General features: G+C 42.5%; 19 protein-coding genes. 5 read left to right on the forward strand and 14 right to left on the reverse strand.

Annotation, left to right across the window (positions count from 1 at the left end; all coding sequences use genetic code 11):
- Positions 1-102 precede the first annotated feature (102 nt).
- Complete coding sequence (locus DIU38_RS04715) at positions 103-303, reverse strand: hypothetical protein (RefSeq protein WP_091162154.1); 201 nt, start codon at positions 301-303, stop codon at positions 103-105.
- 137 nt (positions 304-440) lie between these two features.
- On the opposite strand from DIU38_RS04715, the gene alaS reads away from it, so the two are divergent.
- Positions 441-3,131, forward strand: coding sequence for an alanine--tRNA ligase (alaS, locus tag DIU38_RS04720; protein WP_112655830.1), 2,691 nt, complete (start codon positions 441-443; stop codon positions 3,129-3,131).
- A 430-nt stretch (positions 3,132-3,561) separates the two neighbouring features.
- Here alaS and DIU38_RS04725 read toward each other — a convergent pair whose 3' ends face one another.
- A complete protein-coding gene (locus DIU38_RS04725) occupies positions 3,562-4,074 on the reverse strand; it encodes a hypothetical protein (RefSeq protein ID WP_112655828.1) in 513 nt (170 codons plus the stop codon).
- A 285-nt stretch (positions 4,075-4,359) separates the two neighbouring features.
- Here DIU38_RS04725 and gatB point away from each other — a divergent pair, with 285 nt between their 5' ends.
- The 3 genes from gatB (at position 4,360) to DIU38_RS04740 (ending at position 7,771) form a co-directional block, all read left to right on the forward strand.
- A complete protein-coding gene (gatB, locus tag DIU38_RS04730; RefSeq protein ID WP_112655826.1) occupies positions 4,360-5,829 on the forward strand; it encodes an Asp-tRNA(Asn)/Glu-tRNA(Gln) amidotransferase subunit GatB in 1,470 nt (489 codons plus the stop codon).
- Entirely contained in the window at positions 5,830-6,975 is a 1,146-nt protein-coding gene (locus tag DIU38_RS04735; protein ID WP_112655824.1) for a TlpA disulfide reductase family protein, read from the forward strand.
- A gap of 106 nt (positions 6,976-7,081) precedes the next feature.
- The gene (locus DIU38_RS04740; protein ID WP_022831601.1) at positions 7,082-7,771 is read left to right on the forward strand and encodes a response regulator transcription factor; all 690 of its coding nucleotides are present in this window, start codon (positions 7,082-7,084) and stop codon (positions 7,769-7,771) included.
- An 80-nt stretch (positions 7,772-7,851) separates the two neighbouring features.
- Here the strand turns inward: DIU38_RS04740 and arsB are convergent, their stop codons facing one another.
- The 11 genes from arsB to DIU38_RS04795 form a co-directional block, all read right to left on the reverse strand.
- Positions 7,852-8,937, reverse strand: a complete 1,086-nt coding sequence (gene arsB / locus DIU38_RS04745) for an ACR3 family arsenite efflux transporter (RefSeq protein WP_112655822.1) — start codon at positions 8,935-8,937, stop codon at positions 7,852-7,854.
- A 1-nt stretch (position 8,938) separates the two neighbouring features.
- The gene (locus tag DIU38_RS04750) at positions 8,939-9,364 is read right to left on the reverse strand and encodes an arsenate reductase ArsC (RefSeq protein WP_112655872.1); all 426 of its coding nucleotides are present in this window, start codon (positions 9,362-9,364) and stop codon (positions 8,939-8,941) included.
- Between the two features lie 7 nt (positions 9,365-9,371).
- On the reverse strand, positions 9,372-10,214 hold the full coding sequence (locus tag DIU38_RS04755; RefSeq protein ID WP_112655820.1) for an arsenite methyltransferase: 843 nt from the start codon (positions 10,212-10,214) through the stop codon (positions 9,372-9,374).
- Positions 10,215-10,254: 40 nt separating this feature from the next.
- Complete coding sequence (locus tag DIU38_RS04760; RefSeq protein WP_090526397.1) at positions 10,255-10,584, reverse strand: ArsR/SmtB family transcription factor; 330 nt, start codon at positions 10,582-10,584, stop codon at positions 10,255-10,257.
- Positions 10,585-10,738: 154 nt separating this feature from the next.
- Positions 10,739-11,224: a hypothetical protein gene (locus DIU38_RS04765; RefSeq protein WP_112655818.1), complete on the reverse strand. Its 486-nt coding sequence runs from the start codon at positions 11,222-11,224 to the stop codon at positions 10,739-10,741.
- Between the two features lie 112 nt (positions 11,225-11,336).
- Entirely contained in the window at positions 11,337-11,729 is a 393-nt protein-coding gene (locus DIU38_RS04770; RefSeq protein ID WP_112655816.1) for a DUF7674 family protein, read from the reverse strand.
- 87 nt (positions 11,730-11,816) lie between these two features.
- Positions 11,817-12,983: an aldose epimerase family protein gene (locus DIU38_RS04775; protein ID WP_112655814.1), complete on the reverse strand. Its 1,167-nt coding sequence runs from the start codon at positions 12,981-12,983 to the stop codon at positions 11,817-11,819.
- 43 nt (positions 12,984-13,026) lie between these two features.
- Positions 13,027-14,079 carry a UDP-glucose--hexose-1-phosphate uridylyltransferase gene (locus DIU38_RS04780; protein WP_112655812.1) on the reverse strand — a complete coding sequence of 351 codons (1,053 nt, stop codon included), beginning with the start codon at positions 14,077-14,079 and terminating at the stop codon, positions 13,027-13,029.
- 263 nt (positions 14,080-14,342) lie between these two features.
- Positions 14,343-15,212, reverse strand: a complete 870-nt coding sequence (locus DIU38_RS04785) for an HAD-IIA family hydrolase (RefSeq protein ID WP_091162176.1) — start codon at positions 15,210-15,212, stop codon at positions 14,343-14,345.
- A 50-nt stretch (positions 15,213-15,262) separates the two neighbouring features.
- Positions 15,263-16,300, reverse strand: coding sequence for a hypothetical protein (locus tag DIU38_RS04790; RefSeq protein WP_090526410.1), 1,038 nt, complete (start codon positions 16,298-16,300; stop codon positions 15,263-15,265).
- 167 nt (positions 16,301-16,467) lie between these two features.
- A complete protein-coding gene (locus DIU38_RS04795) occupies positions 16,468-17,826 on the reverse strand; it encodes a glutamine synthetase family protein (protein ID WP_112655810.1) in 1,359 nt (452 codons plus the stop codon).
- Between the two features lie 116 nt (positions 17,827-17,942).
- On the opposite strand from DIU38_RS04795, the gene DIU38_RS04800 reads away from it, so the two are divergent.
- Positions 17,943-18,389, forward strand: a complete 447-nt coding sequence (locus DIU38_RS04800; RefSeq protein WP_112655808.1) for a gamma-glutamylcyclotransferase family protein — start codon at positions 17,943-17,945, stop codon at positions 18,387-18,389.
- Positions 18,390-18,518: 129 nt separating this feature from the next.
- Here DIU38_RS04800 and DIU38_RS04805 read toward each other — a convergent pair whose 3' ends face one another.
- On the reverse strand, positions 18,519-19,529 hold the full coding sequence (locus DIU38_RS04805) for a glutamine synthetase beta-grasp domain-containing protein (protein WP_091162185.1): 1,011 nt from the start codon (positions 19,527-19,529) through the stop codon (positions 18,519-18,521).
- Positions 19,530-19,817 lie beyond the last annotated feature (288 nt).

Raw genomic sequence — 19,817 nt, forward strand, 5'->3', positions numbered from 1 at the left:
TGTTGAAAAAGAGTCCGGATACAACATCCGGACTCTTTTTCAATAGTCTCTATAATTGCACCAGCAATTATTTTTTATGCCCGCTAAATCTGTATCGTATGGCTATTTGGTTTCGCTCCAGGGTAGGGAGGAGGCTTTGCCTGCTAAAAAATCGGCTTTGCGGCTGGCCATGTCCTTAGCTTGTTGTTCAAGCACGGCATCACTTTCATTATCTATGCGGTAATTATAGTCCAAACTATCGAGAAAAGCCAGGAGCACTCGTTTCTCCTGTTCGTTTTGAATATCAACTCTTAAAGTTTCCATAAACAAATTTACACCAAATATGATAAATTGTTTAATTGTATCGATGAATGGGAGGGTAAATCAGCTATAATCAATAAATAAATCCGAAATCGAAAATCCGATATCCGAAATAATTGAAAATCCTATCTTTGCTTCCTATGACTGCTACCGAAATACGACAGGCTTTTCTTGATTTTTTTGTTTCAAAGGGACACACCATCGTTCCTTCGGCACCAATTGTAATTAAAAACGATCCAACCCTGATGTTCACCAACGCGGGGATGAACCAGTTTAAAGATATATTTTTAGGCGAGGCAGCACCCAAGGCCCCGCGCGTGGCGGACACGCAGCGTTGTTTACGAGTGTCCGGCAAGCACAACGATTTGGAAGAGGTGGGTATCGATACCTATCACCATACCATGTTTGAAATGCTGGGCAACTGGAGCTTTGGCGACTACTTTAAAAAAGAAGCCATTGCCTGGAGCTGGGAGCTGCTTACCGAGGTGTACAAGCTGCCTAAAGACCGCCTGTACGTTACCTATTTTGAAGGTGACGAAAAGGAAGGCCTCGAAGCTGATACTGAAACCTACGAATTGTGGAAACAATATGTAGCAGAAGATCACATCCTCCGTGGTAACAAAAAAGATAACTTTTGGGAAATGGGCGAAACAGGCCCATGCGGCCCATGCTCGGAAATTCACTTTGACAGCCGCCCGGATAATGAGCGTGCGGAAATAAGTGGTGCTGCATTGGTAAATGCCGACCATGACCAGGTTATCGAAATCTGGAACGACGTGTTTATGCAGTTTAACCGCCTTAAAGGTGGTGTATTGCAACCGTTGCCCAACAAACATGTGGATACCGGGATGGGTTTTGAGCGTCTGGTACGTGTATTACAGGGTAAAACATCTAACTATGACACCGATGTTTTTCAACCGATGATCCAGTTCATTGCCGAAAAATCGGGTAAGAAATACAACAGTGCTGCTAAACCGGGTGATACCGATTGGAATGATGCTGTGGCTATGCGCGTATTGGCCGATCATATCCGCGCTATAAGCTTTGCTATTGCAGATGGGCAGTTACCATCTAATAACAAAGCTGGGTATGTGATCCGTAGGATCTTACGTAGGGCTGTACGGTATTCATATCAGTATTTGGAGTTTAAAGAGCCTTTCCTGAATCAACTGGTACCTTTATTGGCAGATCAGTTTAAAGGTGTATTTGATGAATTGTATTCTCAAAAAGATTTTGTGCAGAAGGTGGTTTTGGAAGAAGAGGTTTCTTTCTTAAGAACATTGGCAGCCGGAATAAAGAAATTTGAAGAATTTACAACTTACTCAAGTACTTCAAATAGTGCCATGTTGTACGCAGAGGCAGATGTTTTTCAAACTTTGCGCCATGAATTGAAGGGAGAATTTGCTTTTGAATTATCAGATACTTATGGCTTCCCTATTGACTTAACCGAGTTGCTTGCAAGGGAAATAGGTTGGACCGTAGATATTGATGGCTTTAATCAAGCACTCCAAGAACAAAAGACCCGCTCCCGCGCTGCAACCGCCATCGATACCGGCGATTGGATCGTTTTAAAAGACGATGAATCGGTAGAGTTTACCGGTTATGACGAAACCGAAACCATTGCCCACATTGTAAAATATCGCAAGGTAACGGCTAAGGGCAAAGAACAATACCAGCTGGTATTGGATAAAACGCCTTTCTATGCGGAGAGTGGTGGCCAGGTAGGCGATAAGGGCGAACTGGTTTTCCCTGATGGCGAGATCATCCTCGTTACGGATACCAAAAAAGAGAACGGCCTGATAGTTCATTTCACAGATAAACTTCCGCAGGATATTGCCGATGCTTTAACAGCTATTGTTGATCCGGCCTTACGCAGCCAAACCAACAGCAACCACTCGGCTACGCACTTGCTGCATGCTGCCATGAAACAGGTACTTGGCACGCACGTAAACCAAAAAGGTTCATTGGTGAATGCTGATTACTTAAGGTTTGATTTTTCACACTTCGCTAAAGTTACCGATGAGGAATTGGCGCAGATCGAGGCTATTGTTAACCAGAAGGTGCGCGAAAATATTCCGCTTAAAGAAGAGCGCAGCGTATTGTATGCCGAAGCTATTACCAGTGGCGTAACCGCTTTGTTCGGTGAAAAATATGGCGAGTATGTGCGTGTAATTACTTTTGATGACAACTTTAGTAAAGAGCTTTGCGGCGGTACACATGTGAAAGCTACCGGGCAAATTGGTTTCTTCAAAATTATAGCCGAAAGTGCTGTAGCTGCCGGTGTTCGCCGTATTGAAGCTATTACCGGTGTTGCTGCCGAAAAATATATCGTTACACAAAACGCTTTGGTTAACCAGTTAAAAGAACTGCTTAAAAATCCAAAAGACCTTTCAAAAAGCATTGAGGGCTTGCTGGACGAAAACGCTAAACTGAAAAAGGAGATCGAAAAATCGATCCTTGAAAAATCATCAGGCTTAAAAACCGAGCTGGCCCAAAAAGCCGAAGCTATTGGTGATATCAATTTCATCGCCCAAAAAGTTGCCCTGCCTAACGCCGACGCGGTTAAGAACCTGGCTTACCAGCTTAAGGATATCGTATCGAACCTGTTCCTGGTGCTGGTTGCTGATTTCGATGGCAAACCAAGCATTACTGTAATGATTGCGGAAAACCTGGTGAAGGAAAAAGGCCTGCATGCCGGTAACATCGTAAAAGAGCTGGCTAAAGAAGTTAAAGGCGGTGGCGGCGGTCAGCCGTTTTTCGCTACCGCGGGTGGCAGTGATGTAAGCGGGTTGGATAATGTACTGGTGAAAGCCCGGAGTTTTGTAGGGTAAATAACCCCTCCATCACGTCATTGTGAGTAACCATCAGGGAAGCCCTGAAAAAAAGCCGTGATGACATGTGAAACATATTTTAGCGATGGTGCGCGGGGGCCGCGTTAGGGATTGCAGTGTAAAGCCCACAGCGCGCGTTAGGATTGTGGCAGGAAAAGCGAGGACTTGTAACGGAAAGCCCGGGCCGCAGGCAACGCCCACGTTATAAAACTGATCAAAAAAATACACTTAATAGTCAATAACTTACAATCACGTCATTATAAGGAACGAAGCAATCCCTAATGAGTTGAGCGGCTAAGCAAGTACCTCTGTAACGTTGGGATTGCTTCGTTCCTCGCAATGACGAGTTTAATAAAATAAAAAAACGACCGCCTCTACTGAAGCTGTCGTTTTTATTTATATACTTTTTTGGGAAAAGTATTGTTGTATATTAATGGTGGTGACCTTTTTTTTGTCCATGGTGTTCAACTACGCGGGTACGTTTTACTACGGTTTTATGTGGCTTTTGGTAATGGTTTACTACCCTGGTACGGTTAACCACATGTGTGCGGTTTACCACCCTGGTGCGGTAGTTGTCACGTACTATAACATTCTTTGTACCGCGGTAGCGGGCATAGGCATCACGGTCGTGTGTAAAATAGGTATACGCTCTTGGGCGGTTTACGGCCACTTTGTAACCTGTTGCAATGTTGTAGCTGGCATAGCGTGACGGCAATGATCGCCTCCAAACCCAGTTTCCGCCATCCAAATAAACATATTGATGAGTAGGGACATAATAGTAGCTTTCTACATCTGGTAAGTAGTAATAATTAATACCGGCATATTCGGCGGGCGGGTTCCATAAGCCAACGTTTAAATTTACACTTACCTGTGCATTTGTCCTGGTAACCGAAGCTGCAAGTAAAAAACATCCTGCAAGCATTCCTAAAATTAATTTTTTCATGGTGTCTGTCTAAATATGAACACTTATTCAATTTATGTGTCTGACAAATAAACAGACGGCGGCGGATACAGAAAGTTTAATCATGCTGATGACAGGTATGTTTGATTTGAATATTTTCATCAACTGACCTCCAATCACGGGGTATAATCTCTATAACCCCTACCTTACAACTATATAATTGCACTTTTACCGTTGTTTTAAAAGCAAAATGGTGTTGTTACTGTATTAATCTTTATATATTTGACTTTTATACATCAGTAAAATCATAGCTGAATTTTTATTTTTATGACAGTTCTCGCAGACGGGGTAGCTGAAAAGTACGAGTTGGTGATAGGCCTCGAAGTACACGCACAGTTATCTACATCAAGTAAGATATTCTCGGCAGATTCGGCTGCCTTTGGTGCCGAACCTAACCGCCATGTTAGCGCGGTATCGCTGGGGCATCCAGGCACTTTGCCCTTTATTAATAAAAAAGCGGTTGAATATGCCGTTAAAATGGGCCTGGCCTGTAATTGTACTATCAACCTGAATAACAGCTTCGCCCGTAAAAATTATTTTTATGCCGATCTGCCTAAAGGCTACCAGATTAGCCAGGACCAGGCACCTATTTGCCTTAACGGTTATGTGCCCGTGAAACTGGCCGATGGCACTGAAAAGAACATAGCCCTGCACCACATTCACATGGAAGAGGATGCCGGGAAAAGTATGCATGATCAGCATCATGCCGATTCACTGATCGACCTGAACCGCGCCGGTGTACCGCTGGTGGAGATCGTATCTGAACCAGATATGCGCAGCGCCGAAGAGGCTGGCCAGTTCCTGACCGAAATGCGTAAAATTCTCCGCTATCTTGATATTTGCGATGGTAACATGGAAGAGGGCAGCATGCGCTGCGACGCTAATATTTCGGTGCGGCTTAAAGGTGCAACTGCCTATGGTAACCGTTGCGAGGTGAAAAACCTTAACTCCATCCGTAACGTGCAGCGTGCTATTGAGCATGAGTTTGCTCGCCAGGTAAACATTATTGAAGCAGGCGGCCACATCGATCAAAATACGCTGAACTTTAATGCCGATACAGGTGAAACTTCAGTGCTCCGTTCAAAAGAAATGGCCAACGATTACCGCTATTTCCCCGAGCCGGACCTGCCGCCTTTGAAGCTTACCAATGAGTATGTGGAAAACGTCCGTAAAAGCTTGCCCGCGCTACCCGGTCAGTTGTATCATAAGTACACCGAGCAATTAGGCTTAACCACTTATGACGCGTCGGTTATCACTGCTGATAGGGACACCGCTTTTTATTTTGAATCGCTGATAAAATATACCGATCATTATAAAGCTGCTGCTAACTGGCTGATGGGTGCTGTACGCTCATACCTGAATGATCATAACCAAACCATTGGTAACTTTGCTGTTACGCCGCAAAACCTTGCCGCCCTCATCAAACTAATTGACACCGGGGTGATAAATAATTCTGTAGCTTCGCACAAATTATTTCCTGCTATGATCAAAGAACCCGGCAAAAAACCGGATGATCTGGCTAAGGAACTTAACCTGCTGATCAGTGCCGATGGTGATGATGTAACCCGTTTTATAAAGGATGCCATCGCCAAATATCCTGATAAGGTTAAGGAATACCAAAAGGGGAAAAAGGGCGTTTTGGGCCTGTTTATGGGCGAGATCATGAAAAGCTCAAAAGGGAAGATCGACCCGCAGAAAACTAACCAGCTATTGATAAAGGAATTAGAAGCTAAGTAAATGAAAGTTAAAAATCTGGCTGCCGGCGCGTTGTTATTGCTTAGCGCGGGCATGTACTCTTGTAAAAACGAATCGCAATTTAGTGTTTCGGGAACTATCAAAAATCCGGGTAACCTTAAAGCTGTTTATTTGATTGAGGCCGATAGCTCGGGCTTAAAGGTTGTTGATTCTACTTCGTTAGGCGAGGGCGGTAAGTTTGAGTTTAAACATGTGGCGCTTTACCCAAACCTGTTTAAACTTCGGGTAGGCAATACTGGTCCGCAGGGTGGCGAAATGCAGGGCGAAAACCTGTACGATTTTATTGCTAAAAATGGCGATGATATTGAGTTTGAAACAGACAATAACAATAAAAACCATGAGTATACTATCAAGGGTTCTGATGATTCGGACAAGATAAAGGAGTTTAACCGCATCAGTAATCTTTACGGCGATAAAAATGCCAAGCTTTTTGCCGAATACCAGGAAAAATCTCGCGGTGAGCGGAACGATTCGCTGCTGAAAATATACATGCCTATATTTTTAAAGAATGTGAATGAAGGCGGCGAGGCGGTTTTAAAATTTGTGAACGATAACAAAAAATCGCTTGCCGGCTTTTATGCAGCTACCACGCTCGATCCTACTAAATACGAAGCCCAGCTTATTAAATTTGCCGATGAAATCAGGGGCGATTTTAAAGATAACCCTACGGTACAAAAGTTTATCGCGCAAATGGATAAGGCTAAGCCGATCTCTCTTGGTCATAAAGCGCCCGAGTTTACCGTTAACGGTATTGATGGCAAACCAATTAATTTGTCTGATTACAAAGGCAAATATGTAATGATTGATTTTTGGGCTTCATGGTGCCAGCCTTGCCGCCAGGAAAATCCTAATGTGGTTAAACAGTACAATGCCTTTAAAGGTAAAGGCTTTAACATCTTAGGTGTTTCCCTTGATAAGGACAAAGCACCGTGGCAAAAAGCTATCAGCGATGATAAGCTTGCCTGGGCCCATGGCTCGGATTTAAACGGTTTTGAAGGTCCTACAGAAAGGCTTTACCATATTGAAGCTATTCCTTCAAATTTCATCATCGATCCACAGGGAAATATTGTTGCCAAGAATATTACAGGCGCCGATCTTGAAGCTTTTTTAAATAAAACATTTAAATAGCCTCAACTTAGGGTTAATATAAGGTAACGTTTAACAATTTGTTAATATTGGCTTAACCATTAGCTGTTGTAAAGCGTATACTTTTATACAAAAAAATTAACGCAACATGAGCAGCACCGCAAAACAGAAAATACTTATTGTTGATGATGAACCGGATATTTTAGAACTGATTGAGTATAACCTCAAAAAGGAAGGTTACCAGGTGTTTTTAGCACGTAACGGCCAGGAAGCTGTTGCCGAGGCGAAGAAAGCCTTGCCTGATTTGATAGTACTTGACATCATGATGCCTAAAATGGATGGGATAGAGGCATGCCGCATTATGCGCACCATGCCCGAGTTTAAAAATACCTTTATGGTGTTTTTAACAGCCCGGAGCGAAGAGTATTCGGAAATTGCCGGTTTTAACGTAGGTGCCGATGATTACATTGCAAAACCTATAAAGCCACGTGCGCTGGTTAGCCGCATAAACGCCATACTTCGTCGTAATGCCCCTGCCGAAGACGTAATTGATAATAAACTGGAAATAGGCGACCTGGTTATCGACCGTGAAGCTTACCTGGTTTATAAAAACGGTGTTAAAGTAGTATTGGCCAAAAAAGAATTTGAGCTGTTGTACCTGCTGGCTTCAAAACCCGGCAAAGTTTATACCCGTGAGGTCATCCTTAAAAACATCTGGGAAGATTCGGTAGTGGTTACCAACCGTACCATCGACGTACACATCCGTAAACTACGCGAAAAACTGGGCGACGATTGCGTTGCTACTGTGAAGGGTGTGGGTTATAAGTTTGAAGCTTAAGCCCCCCGGCCCTGAAGGGAGTTATTAAAAAAGCGATTGGGTTGTCCCCAATCGCTTTTTTTTGTGGGATGGCATTGTAATTAGTCCCCTTTGGCTATAACTTCATTACGATAGTATTTTCTTCGAAGCCAAAATGCCACGTTAACCAGCGCTATCAGTGCCGGAACCTCAACCAGCGGGCCGATTACTCCTGCAAAGGCTTGCCCCGAGTTAATACCAAATACACCAATAGATACCGCGATAGCCAGCTCAAAATTATTGCCGGTTGCTGTAAACGCAATGGAGGTACTTTTTGAGTAATCGGCACCAAAGTATTTGCCGATGTAGAAACTAAGCAGGAACATAATTGCAAAGTAAAATACCAGCGGTACAGCAATGTGAACCACATCCATAGGGATTTGCACTATAAGCCTACCCTTGAGGCTAAACATCAGTATAATGGTAAACAACAGCGCAATAAGGGTTATGGGCGAAATAAAAGGAACAAATTTTTGCTGAAACCAACCCTCGCCCATTAGTTTGATCAATGTATAACGACTAATAATACCGGCGGCAAAAGGAATACCGAGATAGATACCCACGCTTTTGGCAATCTGGAGCATGGTAATATGTACCTGGAGACTTTTAAAGCCAAGCACCGGCGGCAGTACGGTTATAAAAATGTAAGCATATACGCTATATAAAAGTACCTGAAAAATGCTGTTCAGGGCTATCAAACCGGCGGCATATTCGCGGCTGCCATCGGCAAGTTCATTCCATACTACAACCATGGCAATACAACGGGCAAGCCCAATTAGTATCAGCCCTGTCATATATTCGGGGTAACCGCGCAGGAAAACGACAGCTAAAACGAACATTAGGATAGGGCCTATTATCCAGTTTAAAACAAGCGAGGCACTTAATATCTTTACATCTTTAAATACCCTGCCCATCTGTTCATATTTTACTTTGGCAAGCGGCGGGTACATCATTAATATGAGGCCGATCGCCAACGGAATATTAGTAGTCCCGCTCGAAAACGAATTGATAAAATCGGACGATGAGGGTATAAAATACCCTGTTACAACGCCTATAGCCATAGCCAGGAAAATCCAGATGGTGAGATAACGATCAATAAAACCGAGCCGTTTTCGTTCAACAGCCGGAGTGCAATTATTGGCAGACATATTATTGCGCTTCGGTTAAATGCTGTTCTACAAATTGTCGGGTGTACGCTTTGATCTGTTCACGTACTTTTCTGAATTCGCCCATCACTTCATCTTCGGTGCCGCGGGCTTTGGCCGGATCCGGGAAGTTGTAATGAAAACGTTTCACATCCCCCGGAAAGTAAGGGCAGGCTTCGTTAGCATTATCGCAAACGGTTATTAAATAATCAAAAGCAATGTTGGCGTATTCATCCACATGGTTTGAGGTATGGTTGGAAATATCAATATCATCCTCGGCCATGGTTTTAATGGCTTTGGGGTTTACGCCATGTGTTTCAATACCTGCACTATATACGTTTGCTTTACTGCCCGCAAAATGCTTTAAATATCCCTCGGCTATCTGACTACGGCAACTATTGCCTGTGCACAATACTAATATATTTTTCATAATTGTTTTATTGGCAGCAGCCTGGTTCGCAGCATACTTTTGTTTCGGGTTTTTCGGCATACACGGTGACGCTTACAATAGCGCCATTGCCGTTTTTAAATTCGTTAATTTCATCTGCCGATAGGTAATTGCTTAAAATATCGCCAGGAATAATAATGGCTTTTTCTTTTTGCACAATGATATTGACAAAGCCATTTTTGCTGATGAGCTCAAGGTATTCCTTTTTTTGAATGGCCCCTGATACGCAGCCTGCATACATTTCGGCGGCTGTCCTGATCTTTTCGGGCAGGCTGCCTGTCAATACAATATCCGAAATGCTAAAGTGGCCCCCGGGTTTCAATACGCGGTAAATGTCTTTAATGACAGCGTTTTTATCAGGCACCAGGTTTAACACACAGTTGCTTACAATTACATCGGCCGCGTTGGCAGTTACCGGCATATGCTCGATATCGCCCAAGCGAAACTCCACATTATTAAAACCAAGTTTGTCCGCGTTTTCGCGGGCCTTGCTGATCATAGCTTCTGTAAAATCAATCCCTATTACCTTGCCGGTCTCGCCGGTTTCGGAACGGGCTATAAAGCAATCATTACCTGCACCGCTGCCAAGGTCAATTACCGTATCACCCTTTTTAATTTGGGCGAATTGCGTAGGCAAACCGCAGCCTAAACCAAGATCGGCATCGGCATTGTAACCCTGCAATTTGGTATAATCTTCGCTCATGATATTGTAAACCTCGGTTGAACATCCGCCAGCCCCGCAGCATGATGATTGATTGGTATCCTTATCCTGTAAGGCAATTTCGCTGTATTTCAGCTTTACCAATTCTTTTAATTCCTCGTTTGTTTTCATTTGTGTATTGCAATATTACGATTAATGTGACCAAAAAATTTTAACAGCAATTATTGAAGTCTTTGTACGATGAGAATAGTTTATTTAACTCATCATTCAGGTTTTGCCAAGCTTCGGGTTCAATGCAGTAGCAAACACTTACACCTTCAATAGTACCCTGTATAAGGCCTGCATTCTTTAATTCTTTAAGATGCTGGGATACGGTGGGTTGGGCAAGCCCCAGTTCGGATGACAGATCGCCGCAAATACAGGCTTTAGCTTCAATAATAAGCTGCAGGATGGCAATACGGGCCGGATGAGCGATAGCTTTAAGCTGCACAGCCAGTTTGTTCTGCTCGTCGGTAAATATTTCTGTTTTAGTGATTCCCATAACTATATTGCAATATTACGATTAATTAAATTGCTGTCAATAGTTTTTTGCAATTTAATTTTCGGCTGGATGTTGGCTGATGAAGTAAATTCGGAAAGAGGAGAGGAAGACCTGCGAAGTTTCTAAAACTTCGCAGGTCTGAAAATTAGCAATCTTACTTAGCTGTAGCTGCCGCTTTCTTTTTAACGCTGGTAGCTGCTTTAGCAGTTTTCGATGCTACGGCCTTCTTAGCTTCCGTGGCTTCGGTTTTGGCTTTAGTAGTAATAGTTTTTGCCTTTGTTGCAGCCTTTGCTTTTACATCAGCCACAGCTTTTTTAGCGGTTGCTGCTTCATCTTTTGCTTTGGCGGTAATAGCTTTAGCCTTGGTTTCGGCTTTGGCTTTTACTTCAGAAACTGCTTTTTTTGCTTTGGAGGTGACCGCGTTAGCTTTTTTAGCCGCTGCGGTTTTAGTTGGCGCTGCTTTTTTGGTGGCAGAGGTATTTTTAGCGGTTACTTTTTCCTTGATATCCTCTATTTTTTCTTCGGCTGCTTCTTTTACGTCTTCGGCTGTATCTTTTGTGCCTTCCCAAAGGCTTTCAATTGTTTCTTTAACCTTCTCGAAAAATCCCTTTTCTTCAGGTTGGGCTGATTGATCACTCATGATGTTTTTATAGATAGGTAAACAAATTGTTATTAATTAACCTGTTAACCTCAAAAAGTTTAGGTTTGTTTTAAATCTGCTTAACAAACATTAAACATCGAAGCCATTGAGATCACCCTTTAAACCTGGCATTACTCAACCCATATAACCCGTCTATTATTTTTAAAGTAGCCTCGCCAACTCTCTGCTTCAAGAGTGATCGTATCTCTATATAGATATCCAGTTTAACCCATAGATGTATGGCCTGAAGTGTTTCGGTCTTATCACCCAGATGTTCATAAAATAATACTCCGGCGGCATTCCACAGGTTTTCAGATTTTTGCCTGAAACACCATTCGGCAAAATCATAATTCTTTTTGAGCTGCATGGTGTCATTATCGCGATGTGCAGCAATAGTCGCATGTAATAATTCCATAAAAACGCCGTAAATAGACGTTTCGGGGTCTTCAAATTCTCTCTTTAAAGCAGGGAGGCATTCAATTGCCCTTTTTCGCCAGGCACTCATTTTGTAAATCTATGGTTATATCAGGAACTAATATAAAGCAAAAAGTCCCGCCGTTGGGCAGGACTTTTGTATAAAAAAGGCGTTCAATTATTTTACTACCGAAAACTTATAAAGCGATTGCGTTTTATAGGTATCGCCGGGTTTCAATTCCGTAGAAGGGAATTGCGGCTGATTTGGTGAATCAGGAAAATGCTGGGTTTCCATAGCAAACGAAGTACGGTACTCATCTTTAATACCGCGTTTCATCGCGTTTTTAGCCTGCATAAAGTTACCGCTGTAAAATTGTAGGCCCGGCTCTTCGGTAAATACTTCCATTTTAATGCCACTCTTATCACCAACTACAGTTGCTATCGGAGTGCTCATGTCATGTTTGTTCAGCACAAAGTTGTGATCGTAACCTTTGCCGTCTTTTAACTGGACGTTATCTTCATTAATACGTTTGCCAATGGTTTGGGGCTTAGTGAAATCGAACGGAGTGCCGGCAACTTTTTCAAGTTTCCCGGTAGGGATCAAGCCTGCATCAACCGGTAAATAATTATCGGCATCTATCTGTACCAAATGATTGAGGATTGTACCGCTGCCTTCGCCATTGAGGTTAAAGAACGCGTGGTTAGTAAGGTTAACAACCGTTTTTTTATCGGTAGTAGCTTCATACTGGCATTTAAATGAATTATCGTCGGTAAGGCTGTAAATTACTTTAACATTAAGATTACCGGGGAAACCTTCTTCCATATCTTTTGAAAGATAGGTAAGCTCTACGGTAGATGAATCGATCATTTTACCATCCCATACCACTTCTTGAAAACCATGTTTGCCACCGTGCAGCATATTGGGCATATTGTTAATTGACGATTGATAATCTTTACCATCTATTTTAAAATGGCCCTTGGCAATACGGTTGCCGTAACGGCCAATGGTAGCGCCATAATAACGTTCGGTTGATTTTTCAAAACCTTCCACATCATCAAAACCTAAAACAACATCGGTTAACTTGCCGTTTTTGTCGGGCACTAACAGACTTACCACACGGCCGCCATAATTGGTGATGGTGGCAATAACGCCGTTTTTGTTTTTAAGTGTAAATAAATGGGTTTGTTTACCATCGATTGTTTTTTCGAATGCTGATGCAGTGGTTTGGGTGCTATCCGCCATAGTAGTGTTTTTCTGTGAGGTTGAATTTTGATTACAGGCAGCCAAATATAGGCTACAAGCAGGTAAAATTGTTAAATAAATACCCTTAATTAATTTTCTCATAAATAGGTTGGTTATAGTTTGGTTTAAAAATAGCGTTTTTTCATTATTCCCTCGTTTTATAATGGATCTCACTTAACCCACGCAATTTTTCAGCAGCAAACTCTGCTGTGATATCGCGTTGCGGATTGGCCAGCATCTCATAACCTACCATAAACTTTTTAACCGTGGCCGAACGCAACAGCGGCGGGTAAAAATGCATATGCCAGTGCCAGTAGGGATGATCGCCTGAGTTAACTGGTGATTGGTGCATACCTGCCGAATAAGGAAACGATGTTTCAAACATGTTATCATACCTGATGGTGAGCCTCCTGATAGCATCGGCGAGGGCATGTTTTTCCTGCTCGGTAAAGTATAAAATGCTTGTTACATGCCTTTTGCTTACAATCATTGTTTCGTACGGCCAAACTGCCCAAAATGGCACAAGCACAACAAAATGTTCATTCTCAAAAACTATGCGGTCATGCTTTCTAAGTTCCAATGCGAGGTAATCGGCTAAAAGGCTTGTTCCTTTTTGCTCAAAATGAAGCTTTTGCTGCTGGGTTTCTTTGGCTACTTCAACGGGCAGGCTGTTTTGCGCCCAGATTTGCCCATGTGGATGCGGGTTGCTGCAACCCATGATATCGCCCTTGTTTTCAAAGATCTGGATGTGTTTGATCCACGGATAAGAAGCCAGGTCTTCAAATTCCGATTGCCATACGTCTACCACTTTGCTGATCTCTTTGGTGGTCATCTGGGGTAGGGTGAGGTCATGCCTCGGCGAGAAACTGATTACCCGGCAAATGCCTTTCTGACTGTTAGCTACCAGTAGTTCATCTTCATTTAAACCGCCATCGGGTGTATTCAGTAACAACGATGAATAGTCATTGGTAAACACAAAGCTTCCTTTATAATCAGGGTTTTCGCTACCATCGGCCCTTTTGTTTGTGGGGCACAGGTAACAGGCCGGATCATACTGCGGGCGGTCGTCGGCTTGTGTAGCCTCAACTTTGCCTTGCCACGGACGTTTTGTACGATGCGGCGATACCAGGATCCAGTCGCCTGTTAAAATGTTTAACCTACTGTGAGGGTGCTCTTTAAGATCAAAATTTGTGTCCATTAGTTTAAATTCAGGTAATAATTGGCTTATACATGTAAGGTAGACAGTTATACCTTAGCGATTTCAAAGTTGATAAAAATAAATGTAAATCATACATTTAAAACAAATTTTTCTAAATAAATAGTTACGGTAGAAAGATTGATAGGATTTGTAGAAAGAAGGGGGGATTGAATGTCATACAGGTAGGAACGACGAAGCAACAACATTCTATGCAGGCGGCTATGCTTCCTTGCGGTTGCCGCGCAACAACATGCTTTGGAAGTTTAAAATCCCAATCCACCGGCCTCCACCACTGCCGAATCGCAGATATAAGTTGGCACAATGCCGGTGGCGGTGATGCGGTTTTCGGCGTCTTTGGCCTGGGTATTACCGGATAGCACCAGTACGGTATCCAAACCAAATTTATTACCGCCCAGAATGTCTGTTTGCAGGGTATCACCTACCATTACAATATCTCTTTTACTGATCGGCCTGCGCTCGCGGAGCAGATCGTAGGCAAACATGAACATTTGCGAATCAGGTTTACCGAAACGAATAAACTCTTTACCCACAATTTTTTCTATCATACTGGCTAAGCCGCCTATAGCTATAGATACATCATGCTTGGTTAGGGGATAGGCATGATCGGTATTGGCTACAATGGCCGGAATGGTGCGCTTACGCATGAGGTTAACTGATTTGTTCAGGTCACGTCCCCAGTCAAAACCTTCGTCATCTAAAAACACCAGCGCGTTAACCCTGTCAATATTGCTTTCGTTTACTTCGCTGATAGGCAATGTATGCAGCCCCGAGCTATCAATGTAATGGGCAGAATCGGGTGTGCCTAAATAGGCTACGATACCGTCGTTCACCTTCAGGTCAAGATATTCTTTGGTAAGCATACCCGATGATATAATCCTGTCGGGTGTTATGGCGGTCAATCCTTTAGTGGTATAGGATTCCGCTAATTGCACCGGGCTTCGTGAAGCATCATTGGTTACAATGTAATACTCCTTACCTTGTTCTGCCAGGTAAGAAAAGGTGCGCTCAATACTCGGAAGCAGGCCGCCATAGTTTTTCAGAACCCCAAAAGCATCAAAAAAAACAACTTCGTATTTATCAATTATGGATTTAAAGTTGTCTATCCTGGTCATGCTTATCTGTTTTAGGGCTTTTTATAAAATCAGCCCGAAAGATAGCTAACCTATTTTAATTTTAAGGCCTCAATGATCTTTTCGGCATCAAAATCCCTGTCTACCGATGGTAAATAGATGTCAAAAGCTTCAGCCTGTAGTTTTTTGGCATATTGTTCGCTAAAAAAGTGCTTGCCATCTTTAATTACGTAATTCAGGATAAAAAAACGATAAGCTTCTTTTAAAAAGCGGATCTCATCGGCAGTAAGCGGGTTGACTTTATGGTATTCTTTTAAAAAAATGATGAATCGGTCTTCCATCATGGTGTTGATCACGTAGCTGAAAACGGTACGGTCGCCGATATCAGAAACTACGCGACTGAAGAAATAAAAATCGAGCAAACGGTAACTCATCCTGAACCAATCATAATCCCAGCGCGAGTAAAGCTCAAGATCAGGTGTTACCGAAAAGTTGCCGATATTCCAGTCGATAAATACAGGAATGATCTCGAACGAGCTCATATTGTATTTGGAACGGTTTTTCAAAAAGGTTTCGCAGTGGTATTTTAAAAAGTCGGCCTGCATACCGGTGCCAAATTGTTTTGGGTTGCTCTCGATTTGTTGCTGCAACGCCCAGATATCGGTGCGTAAAGTCTTTGACGATTTAGGCAACACATTTTTTACCCTGGAGCATGCTTTATGGAATTTGCCAACCTGCTGACCAAGCTTTTTAATATGGTTTTCTTCTAACCGGCGTGGCAGGCGCTGTAAAATACGTGTAGGGTTATAGAAAACCACCCAGGCATCCGTTTTGCCGTGTTTATGATGATAGATGTAAACGCGGTTATTTTTTTGTAAAGAACGGGCCAGGAAATTCTCAAACGGGTAAAGCAGGTTAATTGCCAGCGTTTGAATAATGCGGTGGTCCTCCTTAAAATGTTCGAACTTGCCAAAGTATGAGAGTTTGGCTATGATAATATCATCGTCATCAAACGTAATGCGGTACACGTGATTGGTTGAAACCATAGCGCTGATATCTTCAATATCGCGGATGGTTTTTGACGCGTCATACCCTTCCCAGGCCTTGCGGATAATAAAAGAATAGTCCATTTGTATGTATCTGCCGGCAAAGTTACGCCATTGGCAGCATTCGGTTTATAATTAAGGGTGTAAATATATTGTCTGAACCCGAATTTTTCGAATTAAAAAATTAAACAGAATATTAATTCTACTCATTCCCAAAATTCGTTTAATTCGAGTTCAGACATCCTTCCGGTTCAGATAATCTCAAAATACCTTTTCAACTCCCAGTCGGTTACGCTTTTGGCAAACTGGCGGTATTCCCACAGCCGGGTTTGGGTAAAGTGATCAACAAAGCCTTCGCCGAAGAGCTCTTTGGCAATATCGGAGTTTTGCATGGCTGTTGCGGCTGCATGCAGGTTTGGCCATAGTACACCATTAGTTTTGTCCTGGTAACCATTGCCTGTTGTTGGCTTAATATTTAGTTCAAGCTTGTTTTTAATACCGTACAGACCCGAAGCCAGTGCTGCAGCCATGGCCAGGTATGGGTTAGTATCCGAGCCCGGGATGCGGGTTTCCAGGCGGGTATAGTTTTCGGTGGTATTGATAACACGTAGCGCGGTAGTGCGGTTTTCAACACCCCATGTTATGGTGGTGGGCGCCCAGGCGCCTTCAACAAGGCGTTTGTAGCTGTTTATGGTTGGCGCGTACATAGGCAGCAGGTGAGGCATGCAGTATAGCTGGCCTGCAAGGTAATGCTTATGCAGGTCGCTCATTTTGTTTACGTCGTTAGCGTCGTAAAACAGGTTTTTTGATTGGTCTTTAGTCCACAGGCTTTGATGGATATGGCCACTGCAGCCGGGCAACGTTTCAGTCCATTTGGCCATGAACGATGCCATTATACCGTGTTTATAGGCTATCTCTTTAACTGCGGTTTTAAACAGCGTTGCTTTATCTGCGGCAGCTAAAACTTCATCATGAAGTATGGCAGCTTCATATACTCCCGGGCCAGTTTCTGTATGCAGGCCCTCAATAGGGATATTGAATTTGGTAAGCAGATTAAACAGATCATAATAAAAGTCACTGTTTTCTGATGTACGCAATATAGAATAGCCGAACATGCCCGGCGTAAGCGGTTCAATATTGGTGAATTTTTTATCGGCAAGGGTTTGCGGCGTCTCTTTAAAATTGAACCATTCAAACTCCTGAGCAAATTCGGCGTGATAGCCCATCTCATCACATTGCGCTTTAATATGTTTGAGCAGGCTACGCGGACAGGCCGGCAAGTCGTTGCCGTCGGGTTTGCTGAAATCAGCTAAAAAAAAGGGGATATCATCCTGCCAGGGCACATTACGCAGGGTCGACAGGTCAATACGGCAAAGTTTATCCGGGTAACCGCTTTGCCAGCCGGTTAACTGTACGTTATCATAACAAACATCGCTGCTATCCCAGCCAAATACCACATCGCAAAAGCCATAACCACTTTGCAATCCTTCAATAAATTTTTTAGGGTGGATCACCTTACCGCGCAAAATGCCATCAATATCGGCAAAGGCGAATTTTATTTTCTGGATGTTATTCTGTTCTATATACGCTTTGATCTCTTCTGTGTTCATGGTATAAAAGTATGGCCGGTTAAGGTGCAGCAAGATAGCTATTATGGCTTAAACTATAAAAAAATAGCCTGTGCGTGTATAATACGCAATAGCGTTTACCTTTGTTTGAGTTATTTATGGAAACAACAAGTCAATTTTTATTTGTGTATGGCACATTGCTGCAGCCCGGTAATGAGTTTGCAGCGTATCTAAATAAACACTGTAAATTTATAGGTGACGGAAGAATAAGAGGGCGACTTTATGATATTGGCCAGTATCCCGGCGCTGTGATCGGTAATACTGAAGAACGCTACATTTACGGTAGTATTTTTATGATGGATAATCCTGAAACAATATTGAAAGTAGTTGATGATTATGAGGGAATAGGAGAATTGTACAATCATCCGCACGAATATATCAGGGAGCTGGTTGATATCTTTACTGATAATGAAGATATAAATTGCTGGATGTACCTTTATAATTTACCTGTAGCTGCTTATAATGAGATTATCACGGGTGACTATATCCAATATTTAAAAGATACTTCTGCCCAAAACAATGCTGCTAAACAGCCATTTAAATAAAAGTTGAATGTTAATATTATAAAGCTAATGCTTTGATAGAAGAGCTATATGTAGTTGACAAACAGATTGTAGAAAAAAAATCCCCGGTTTATAAACCGGGGGATAAAATAATAACTATTTATTAGGGGATTAAATCTTAGCTGATTTTACAGTTTTGATGATCACAGCAGCAACTTTGTATGGATCGGCAGCTGAGTTAGGACGACGATCTTCCAGGTAACCGCTCCAGTTGTGATCAACAGCATACAGAGGGATACGGATAGATGCACCACGGTCAGATACACCATAGCTAAAGTCATGGATAGAGGCTGTTTCGTGTTTACCGGTTAAACGCTGATCGTTATCAGCACCGTAAACAGCGATACACTCAGCAACTGCAGGGCGGAAAGACTCGCAGATAGCTGTGAAAATTTCTTTGCTGTTTGCAGTACGTAAAGTAGTATTTGAGAAGTTAGCATGCATACCAGAACCGTTCCAGTCTAATTGACCAAGCGGTTTGCAATGCCAGTTAACAGCAACTCCGTATTTTTCGCCAATTCTTTCCAATAAATAACGTGCAACCCAGATCTGGTCACCAGCTTCTTTAGCACCTTTAGCAAAGATCTGGAATTCCCACTGGCCGGCAGCAACCTCAGCGTTGATACCTTCAACGTTTAAGCCTGCTTCTAAACACACGTCTAAGTGTTCTTCAACAATTTCGCGGCCGAAAGCGTTGTTTGCACCTACTGAACAGTAGTAAGGGCCTTGCGGACCAGGGTAGCCACCTGCAGGGAAACCAAGTGGTTTGTTTGTTGCGGGATCCCACAGGAAGTATTCCTGCTCAAAACCGAACCAGAAATCATTATCATCATCAGCGATGGTAGCACGGCCGTTTGATTCATGTGGTTTGCCATCAGCACTTAATACTTCGCACATTACTAAGTAAGCGCTTTTTCTTTGCGGATCTGGAACAACAAAAACTGGCTTTAAGATACAATCAGATGAACCACCTGGTGCCTGCTCAGTTGAAGAACCGTCAAAGCTCCAGTTATCTAAATCTTCTACTTTTCCGCTAAATTCTTTAACGATTTTTGTTTTGCTACGCAGGCTTTGTGTTGGTTTATAGCCGTCAAGCCAAATGTACTCGAGTTTCGTTGCCATTTTTTAATTAATTTGTAAAGTTGGGGTTCTAATTATAGTTTTTGTATTAATCTCAATAATTATTAAGGCGAATTTAAATTATTTTTACAAAATTCATTACAAATATTAAGAAATTTTGTATTTTTTTTCAATAACACGTTAATTATAGCTGTAAACCTGTAAAAAAGGGTCTGTAAAACTGTGTTTTTAACAATTTCATATTTTCGGAAATGAATAAGGGTTGTTTTTTACCAATAATGCAAATACGCGTGTACGGGGTAGCCCTGCAGATATAATACAAGCAGATAT

The sequence above is a fragment of the Mucilaginibacter metallidurans genome, from assembly GCF_003286435.2.
Taxonomy (GTDB): domain Bacteria; phylum Bacteroidota; class Bacteroidia; order Sphingobacteriales; family Sphingobacteriaceae; genus Mucilaginibacter; species Mucilaginibacter gossypii.

Excerpts from the sequence above, each read along its gene's own strand:
- DIU38_RS04715 (WP_091162154.1), bottom strand. The coding sequence starts at position 303 with ATGGAAACTTTAAGAGTTGATATTCAAAACGAACAGGAGAAACGAGTG.
- alaS (WP_112655830.1), top strand. The coding sequence starts at position 441 with ATGACTGCTACCGAAATACGACAGGCTTTTCTTGATTTTTTTGTTTCA.
- DIU38_RS04725 (WP_112655828.1), bottom strand. The coding sequence starts at position 4,074 with ATGAAAAAATTAATTTTAGGAATGCTTGCAGGATGTTTTTTACTTGCA.
- gatB (WP_112655826.1), top strand. The coding sequence starts at position 4,360 with ATGACAGTTCTCGCAGACGGGGTAGCTGAAAAGTACGAGTTGGTGATA.
- DIU38_RS04735 (WP_112655824.1), top strand. The coding sequence starts at position 5,830 with ATGAAAGTTAAAAATCTGGCTGCCGGCGCGTTGTTATTGCTTAGCGCG.
- DIU38_RS04740 (WP_022831601.1), top strand. The coding sequence starts at position 7,082 with ATGAGCAGCACCGCAAAACAGAAAATACTTATTGTTGATGATGAACCG.
- arsB (WP_112655822.1), bottom strand. The coding sequence starts at position 8,937 with ATGTCTGCCAATAATTGCACTCCGGCTGTTGAACGAAAACGGCTCGGT.
- DIU38_RS04750 (WP_112655872.1), bottom strand. The coding sequence starts at position 9,364 with ATGAAAAATATATTAGTATTGTGCACAGGCAATAGTTGCCGTAGTCAG.
- DIU38_RS04755 (WP_112655820.1), bottom strand. The coding sequence starts at position 10,214 with ATGAAAACAAACGAGGAATTAAAAGAATTGGTAAAGCTGAAATACAGC.
- DIU38_RS04760 (WP_090526397.1), bottom strand. The coding sequence starts at position 10,584 with ATGGGAATCACTAAAACAGAAATATTTACCGACGAGCAGAACAAACTG.
- DIU38_RS04765 (WP_112655818.1), bottom strand. The coding sequence starts at position 11,224 with ATGAGTGATCAATCAGCCCAACCTGAAGAAAAGGGATTTTTCGAGAAG.
- DIU38_RS04770 (WP_112655816.1), bottom strand. The coding sequence starts at position 11,729 with ATGAGTGCCTGGCGAAAAAGGGCAATTGAATGCCTCCCTGCTTTAAAG.
- DIU38_RS04775 (WP_112655814.1), bottom strand. The coding sequence starts at position 12,983 with ATGAGAAAATTAATTAAGGGTATTTATTTAACAATTTTACCTGCTTGT.
- DIU38_RS04780 (WP_112655812.1), bottom strand. The coding sequence starts at position 14,079 with ATGGACACAAATTTTGATCTTAAAGAGCACCCTCACAGTAGGTTAAAC.
- DIU38_RS04785 (WP_091162176.1), bottom strand. The coding sequence starts at position 15,212 with ATGACCAGGATAGACAACTTTAAATCCATAATTGATAAATACGAAGTT.
- DIU38_RS04790 (WP_090526410.1), bottom strand. The coding sequence starts at position 16,300 with ATGGACTATTCTTTTATTATCCGCAAGGCCTGGGAAGGGTATGACGCG.
- DIU38_RS04795 (WP_112655810.1), bottom strand. The coding sequence starts at position 17,826 with ATGAACACAGAAGAGATCAAAGCGTATATAGAACAGAATAACATCCAG.
- DIU38_RS04800 (WP_112655808.1), top strand. The coding sequence starts at position 17,943 with ATGGAAACAACAAGTCAATTTTTATTTGTGTATGGCACATTGCTGCAG.
- DIU38_RS04805 (WP_091162185.1), bottom strand. The coding sequence starts at position 19,529 with ATGGCAACGAAACTCGAGTACATTTGGCTTGACGGCTATAAACCAACA.